Genomic DNA, 7,231 nt, shown 5'->3' on the forward strand with positions numbered 1-7,231 from the left:
TTTTTAGCTTTCTTTGGGTGGTCGAACAATCAAAACATCACATTGTGCGCCATGCAGTATAGCATTGGCAGTAGATCCTAGCAGCAATGCCAGACCATGCTTGCCATGGCTTCCTGTTACAATTAAATCAACTTTTTGCTCTTCCGCCACACGCAAGACCTCATTTTTTGTGGAGCCAAACTCAAGAAAGCGGTGCTCTTCATCAACGCCAAGCTGCCCTGCTAATGTATTTAACTCTTTTTCAGCTTGTTCACGAATTGATACCTCAACCTCAGCAAATCCGGCAAATCCGGGATAAGCATAAGCCGGGATAGGCTCTACCACATGAACCAGCAGCAATTCCGCCTGATTTTCATCGGCTATCTTTTTTGCTTTGTGTGCGGCATTAATACCAACTTCGTCAAAATCCGTTGCAAACAGTACCTTTTTGTACATGCGCTTCTCCTTAAATCCTGCTGACGGTTAAAAGAGTAGCAGATATCAATTGAATTTCCTAGCGCAAATCATTGAATCAATACTATCTATTAAAAATAGAATGAATTGGCTAAATAAGATAAAATAAAGCCAATTGGGGTGCTTTTATACCTTGATGTATAAAGGCTGAGATCAAACCCATTGAACCTGTACGGATAATGCCGGCGAAGGGAAAGCATGATTTATGATTTTTTGGGCGCACTGGCGTCACTTATCTCCACATATTATTTTATCCGCCAGGACAAGAGAGCCTGGCTAATTGGACTCATTGCTACATCCTTGAATGGCTGGCTTTACTGGCAAAACGGCATCTATGCCGACATGTGCCTTGAGTCGTTTTACGCCTTGACTACAGGATATGGCTGGTATCAATGGTCAAAAAACAAAAGCCATCAGCAAAAACACTACCTAATAACAAAGCCATCTCCTAAACAGGCTTTAATTGTTTTGTTGGCTGTCGGCATTATATTTTTACTCATCTATTATATTTTATGTTTTTTTCATTCGACTATTGCCGCACTTGACGCCCTGACCAGCTCATTAAGCCTGGTTGCGCAGTGGTTGATGTGCCATAAGATAATAACCACCTGGATATTATGGTTTGTGACCGATGCCTTGTACGCCCTAATCTATATCCAAAAAAACCTGCCGGCACATGTCATTCTCATGCTTTTATATATGTTTTTAGCCATTTCTGGATACAAAATATGGCTTAAGTCCACCTCGAAGGAAAATTCATTATAGATAGCCATCTACTATAATTGATTATTATGGATAACTATTGGTTTTTTTAGTGTTTCTATGATTTAGGAGAAGTTGTTTTAGAGCCGCGAATTGCCGAACATAAGCGCTGAGTAAGGCGCGATTAGGCAAAATTACAAGCATTAAATAATCAGTTATGAGGCTCTTGGAATAAGGACTGTTGTCATGTTTGAGACACTGGATACCCTAAGCCTTCTGAAGCAAGGATTACCTGAGAAAAAACTCAGCAAGGATATCATCATTGTTGGCGCAGGCATTGCGGGTCTGGTTGCAGCCAGAATACTGAGCCAGGCTGGCCATAATATCAAAATCATCGAAGCCAAATCACGGCCTGGCGGGAGAATTTTTACCAAACGATTGCATGATGGCCGGTTCGTAGAACTTGGGGCAATGCGCTTCTCAAAGAAACATACTCATGCAATGGAGTTAATCAGCCAACTGGGATTAAAACTTTCCCCTTTTCATCTTCGAAAAAAGCAGATCTATATTGGCGGAAGATTATATAAAATGAATGATTTCCTGCCAGGATCCGTTGGCTTTAAGGTATATCGAAATGAAGATATTCCGCCCCCCTTGTTACTCAACAACATTATGAAGCCTATCTTTTCCCTTTACAATAGAAAAGATCAAGATGAGACGGAAGCCTGGTTTGAAATGCTTCATCGCTATGATCGATTTTCTATTCTGGATTGGTTTAAAGAGTGCAAACTATCTGATGCAGCAATTGCCGTGTTGAGTTTATACAACAATATTGAAGGGCGGCTAGGATTTAATTTTGCAGAATGGTCAGAATATATCAGGCAAGATGCGTTTGGGGATGATTTAACGTATATCAAGCAAGGTGCTGACACAATCATTGAAAAACTGGTGCAACCTTTTAACGATCGAATAAAATACGGATGCAAACTGGTAGAAGTAAAGCAAAGCCTGACTCATGGGATCATCAAATATACAACAGCTTTCGGCAAGGTTGTATCCATGAAAGCTGATGAAGTGATTCTCACAATCCCCCCAATTGTGCTTCGCCACATTCCAATTGAAGGTTTTGATTTGGAAAAGCTCTCAGCCTTAAGGGCAACATATCAAGGCAGGGGAGCAAAAGTATTTTTGCAATTTAACAAACGATGGTGGGATGACTTAGGTTTTGGTATAGACGGCGGGCTGGTTGTAACCGACCTTCCTGCGCGCAATATTATCTTTACTCCCGCAGGCCAGGGAAGGGACAAAACCCGAGGCTTGATTTTAGGCTCATACACCTGGGAAGCCGACAGTATGGTACTGTCCAATCTCCCTGAAGCAGAAAAAATTGAGCGGGTACTTTATGATGTCATAAAAATCTTTCCTGAAGCGGAAGGCAGTTTTGAGCGAGGATATACGCATGATTGGGGCACTGATCGCTGGGCTGGTGGCATCGGCGGATTATTTCAGCCGCATGAAATGACTGGGCAACATTACCGCAATCTGCTGCGTCCAGTGGGTCGAGTATGGCTCAGTGGCGATACTTACACCCGAAGATATAGAAGATGGATTGAAGGAGCCATTCGTTCTGCAATAAAAATTTCTTACGCGGTGCATATGGATATCCGGGGAGAAAAATTATGGCTGGATTAGAAGCAGATGTAACCGTCACAATCTGTGAAGAAGGTAAGATCATAGAAATTGAAGGCAATTTTAAAAAATTATTTGGGTGGGAAATTAAAGAAGTTCTTGGCAAGTCGGTCGAAATTCTAATGCCGTATAAGTACCGCGAACGTCATAGGGCTGGATTTGAGCGTTGGCGCAGGACTGGAGAAAAAAGGGCTATTGGTACGTGGATGGCTATCGAAGCAAAACATAAAGATGGCCATGTCTTCCCTATTTCAATGATTCTTGCTGAACGCATCATTGGCAAGCATAGGCGGGTAACAGCTTATTTCATTACAAACAGGCACATGATAAGCAATTCAACATAAGCGCTCACCCGTCTTTATAGCTTCATGCCTTCCAGAATGCAACGCGCTTCTGAATCAGGCTTGAGTTTTTGCTGGTATTGCATGATAACGACATGCCAGGCGCAAGCCTTAACCTATATCGCGCAGCTCTGCTATAGGTCGAACCCAGGGGTTTAATTGAGCAAGCTTCAGCGGAAGCCTGGACGCAGCAAGCTTTGCAGTATCTCGTTTATCATACTCGCCCAATGTTAGTACATACCAGTCAATGCCTTGCTTTTGGGTTCTGCGGATTTTGCTTTTTTCCTTAATATGATTCATTTGGGCAAAATGCTCTAATGAATGAGTGTTATGGCTGGCTAGCAACTGAATTGTATACTTTCCGCGTTTTGCCATATCTTTGGTTAAACGGTTTGTTTGGCGAGTTACTGGTTTTTGGGCTTTTCCATTTGCTTTAGAAACAGATGGATGATTGTGCTTTTTCTCGGACAGTTTTTGGGGTTCATTGCTTTCTTTTTTGATATTTTTAGGTATAACAATCACTTTATCAAGCAAGACCAATGATTCATCAACTTCAACCTCATTTTCAATTTCATCAAGATCCATTAATGATGTCTTTTGATTTAATGAGACATGCACAAGATCCTGCCTTTCTGCATTAATTTGATAACCGGGGATATAGCTGTTTAATAAAGGTGCAGTTTCCACTTTTGCTTGTTGAATTGTTGCTGGCTGTTGAGGCAAAGGCGTGACCACGGCAACCGTTTCTTTAGTTTGAGTTCTGTCAGGTTGCGTGATTTGGCGATGCGGCTCAACAATAAATGCGATGCCTAGCGCCACGAATACCGCGGCTGCAACCAGCGTAAACCGCATTCCTGTTTTATTGGATTTTTTATGTACTTTTTGTACAAGAGATGGGTTTCCAAAAAAACTATCCAACTGGCTATTAATACCGACAATATTGCCATCGGTTAATTCATAAAACTGTTTTAACCGCTCGTCGGTTAAAAAGCCAAGCCTTGATAACAATCGATAACGGATATAATCCTTCGCTTCACTTTCACTGAGGGCACCCAGCTCTATCGAATGGATCATATCCTGATTGAGGTCTTTTCCTGCCTTATTGAGGGTGCGCAAAATAGAATAATTAGAAATAAGGCAAACATGAAAATAACAGGATGTCCCTTGTTCCTGGAGGGCATGGATGAGATCTTGAATAAATTCTTCAGAAAGGTAATGGGCATCATCAATAATAATCAAGGTATGTGTCTTCGCATTCTGGCTCTGTTCAATATAGCCTCTGATGCTGTGATCTCCTTGATGATTTAAAATAAGCCCCAACTGCGATAGGAAAAAAGCGTGGTCAAATAAAGGACTTGCGGCCACAAAATAAGTCTTTATCTGTTCATCAATATTGGCTTTTAAAAGATGCGCAAAAGTTGTTTTACCCCCGCCCTGCTCTCCAAGCACTGCCAGTAAAACATTATTGTTTCCTTTGATTAAATGATTGATAAACGCAATTTTAGTTATCCAGGAAGCAGGTTTATAAATCGCTTCTGATGCGTTATTTTGTTCAGCCTTGAACTGGTTTAATCCGCTATTCATTATGGTTATTCTCCTTCAACCGCACTTAACATTGCCTGATGCACAGATTCTTTCGTTACTTTATCTTCAAGATAACAATTTCCAGATTGCTTAATGAGTACAAACCGTAATCGCTTATTTTTAACTTTTTTATCACTGAACATCAAAGCATACAATAAGTCCAGATCAATTTCTCTTGGTATGCGGCGAGGTAATCCTGCTTTTCTTAATAACTCATCAATCATTTGTAATTCAGAATAAGGAAGCACACCCTGCTGATGAGAAAGCAATGCGGCGCAAAACAGGCCAATTGCCACCGCCTCTCCGTGAAGCCACTGCTCAAAATGTGTACAAGCCTCAAGTGCATGAGCAAAAGTATGCCCCAGGTTGAGTAACGCCCTTTTCCCTGATTCACGCTCATCACATTCAACAAAACGAGCTTTAACCATGCAGCAACGGGCAATAATGGGTGAAAGGTTGTCTAAAGAGACAGCAGACAATCCATGATGCAAATACGCTTGCACCATTTCCAGTAAGGCGCCCCCTTCTAACAGGGCATACTTGATGATTTCTCCAAACCCCGCCCGAAATTCGCGAATGGGTAATGTGGTCAAAGTCTCTAGATCCATAATGACTGCTTGCGGCTGATAAAAGCAGCCAATCATATTTTTTGCAAGAGGGTGGTTAATTGCTGTTTTACCGCCGATAGAAGCATCAACTTGCGCAAGCAACGTAGTCGGCAGTTGGACAAAACCCACCCCTCTTTGATATGTTGCCGCGGCCAGTCCTGCAATATCTCCTATTACACCACCGCCTAAAGCCACTATCGTTGTATCGCGATGATGATGTTTTTTAACCAAAATTTCATAGATCTGGTTGAGGCTTTCCTGGTTCTTGTACGACTCTCCATCTTCCAGGACTACAGAATTGCATTGCGTGATAGAAAGCGCATTCTTTACTTGGTCAAGATAGAGGGCTCCAACGGTTTTATTGGTCACAATTAATGCCTGGTCAGCCTGGATGACCTGACGCAACATTGCCCTGTCAGAGAGGCATCGGGAACCAATATAGATTGGATATTCATGGCCTGGCACACGAATACTAAGCCTATGACTTATTTCAGATTTCACCATAAATATACTTAATGATATTATTGGCCACAGCCTTAACAGTCAGTTTATCTGTTTCAAAGCTGATATCGGCCAATTCTTCATAAAAAGGCTCTCTTTCTTCACGCAGCACTTCCAAGCGCTTTTCCAGGTCATCGGTCTGCAAAAGCGGTCTTTTTGTATCGCGCTTGGTACGTTCAAATTGTTGCTGCAAGGAAGTTTTAAGATAAATAACCGTCCCGCGCGCGGCTAGAGCATTACGATTTTCGGGAGTCATCACAACACCGCCGCCCGTGGCCAGAACGATATTGCTTTTTTGGGTTAATTCTTCAATGACTTTTTGTTCGCGACGACGAAATCCTTCTTCACCTTCCACATCAAATATCCAGGATATATCTGCCCCAGATCTCTCTTCAATCACCTCGTCAGAATCATAGAACTCAAGTTTGAGCTCCTTTGCCAAAGTACGGCCAATTGTACTTTTACCAGCACCCATTGGCCCGATGAGAAAAATATTTCGTACTTTAACTATGCTCATTTTTAACTACATACCTCTATTTGCTAAATACATGAAAAATCCAAATTGTTAACTCTGCATCTTTTGGCAGAAAGCATTTCAGAAAACCTATTCTTTCCAGGGCTTTGCTCTTACAGGAGCAGGGGGCACAGCAACTGGAATTGCCGGACCAACAGGCTTGCCAAATTTATCCAGCTCAATTCCCTTGACAACCTGCGGCAATTGTCCCTGGATAGTCGAGATCGACAAATTGTTGGTTATTATCCTAGGAGTTATGAAAATGAGCAACTCCTCATTAGTAAGTCTAGCTGAACTACGCGTGAATAAATTTCCAACAATTGGCAGTTCACCCAGAAACGGTATTCTCGTTATGTTATTGTTTTTATCCTGTCGGTAAATACCACCCAAAACGATGGTTTGTCCATTATTAACCAAAACATTTGTTTCAATTGATTTAGTGATAATAATAGGCACGCCTTGTACACGACGTCCCGAATCGGAATCCTGGTTGATTTGAAGATCCATTAACAGCTTGCCATCCGGGGTAATTTGCGGGGTAACCTTTAAGCTTAATACCGCCTTTTTAAACGCCACAGCAGTAGCGCCGCTTGATGTTGCTTCCTGATAGGGGATATCTTCACCAGATTCTATGACAGCAGCCTGTTGATTCGTTGTCATTAGGCGGGGGCTTGCAATAATCTCCGCGCGTCCTTCACTTTCAAGCGCTGATAATTCCAAATCAAGCAATACATCATTACCAAGTTTAGCCAACGCAATACCAATTGATCCAGGCGAGCCGGTAATAGGCAATGCCCCTAAGTCCACATTCAAGCGATCCGCAATCGGTACATCGGCGG

The 7,231-nt window shown here is 42.1% G+C and carries 8 protein-coding genes and 1 riboswitch; of the genes, 3 read left to right on the top strand and 5 right to left on the bottom strand.

Features of this window, described 5'->3' with window-relative positions; genetic code table 11:
* Positions 1–3: 3 nt before the first annotated feature.
* The gene (locus tag Llon_RS03310; protein WP_058528647.1) at positions 4–435 is read right to left on the bottom strand and encodes a universal stress protein; all 432 of its coding nucleotides are present in this window, start codon (positions 433–435) and stop codon (positions 4–6) included.
* Between the two features lie 124 nt (positions 436–559).
* Positions 560–664: riboswitch (TPP riboswitch) on the top strand.
* Between Llon_RS03310 and pnuC the strand changes: the two genes are divergently transcribed.
* The 3 genes from pnuC to Llon_RS03325 all read left to right on the top strand — a co-directional run bounded on the left by pnuC (position 652) and on the right by Llon_RS03325 (position 3,188).
* Positions 652–1,218: a nicotinamide riboside transporter PnuC gene (gene pnuC / locus Llon_RS03315; RefSeq protein WP_058528648.1), complete on the top strand. Its 567-nt coding sequence runs from the start codon at positions 652–654 to the stop codon at positions 1,216–1,218. (Overlaps the previous riboswitch by 13 nt.)
* Before the next feature lie 183 nt (positions 1,219–1,401).
* On the top strand, positions 1,402–2,847 hold the full coding sequence (locus Llon_RS03320; RefSeq protein ID WP_058528649.1) for a flavin monoamine oxidase family protein: 1,446 nt from the start codon (positions 1,402–1,404) through the stop codon (positions 2,845–2,847).
* Positions 2,835–3,188, top strand: coding sequence for a PAS domain S-box protein (locus tag Llon_RS03325; RefSeq protein ID WP_058528650.1), 354 nt, complete (start codon positions 2,835–2,837; stop codon positions 3,186–3,188). Before Llon_RS03320 ends, Llon_RS03325 begins: the two co-directional genes overlap by 13 nt.
* A 108-nt stretch (positions 3,189–3,296) precedes the next feature.
* Here the strand turns inward: Llon_RS03325 and Llon_RS03330 are convergent, their stop codons facing one another.
* From Llon_RS03330 to Llon_RS11690, 4 genes are all read right to left on the bottom strand, one after another.
* Positions 3,297–4,769 carry an AAA family ATPase gene (locus tag Llon_RS03330; RefSeq protein WP_058528651.1) on the bottom strand — a complete coding sequence of 491 codons (1,473 nt, stop codon included), beginning with the start codon at positions 4,767–4,769 and terminating at the stop codon, positions 3,297–3,299.
* Between the two features lie 5 nt (positions 4,770–4,774).
* The gene (gene aroB / locus Llon_RS03335) at positions 4,775–5,881 is read right to left on the bottom strand and encodes a 3-dehydroquinate synthase (RefSeq protein WP_058528652.1); all 1,107 of its coding nucleotides are present in this window, start codon (positions 5,879–5,881) and stop codon (positions 4,775–4,777) included.
* A complete protein-coding gene (gene aroK / locus Llon_RS03340) occupies positions 5,868–6,395 on the bottom strand; it encodes a shikimate kinase AroK (protein WP_058528653.1) in 528 nt (175 codons plus the stop codon). Before aroK ends, aroB begins: the two co-directional genes overlap by 14 nt.
* 87 nt (positions 6,396–6,482) lie before the next feature.
* On the bottom strand, positions 6,483–7,231 hold a 749-nt coding region (locus Llon_RS11690; RefSeq protein WP_475001235.1), incomplete at its 5' end, for a type IV pilus secretin PilQ.

The sequence above is a fragment of the Legionella londiniensis genome (assembly GCF_001467825.1).
Lineage (GTDB): Bacteria > Pseudomonadota > Gammaproteobacteria > Legionellales > Legionellaceae > Legionella_A > Legionella_A londiniensis.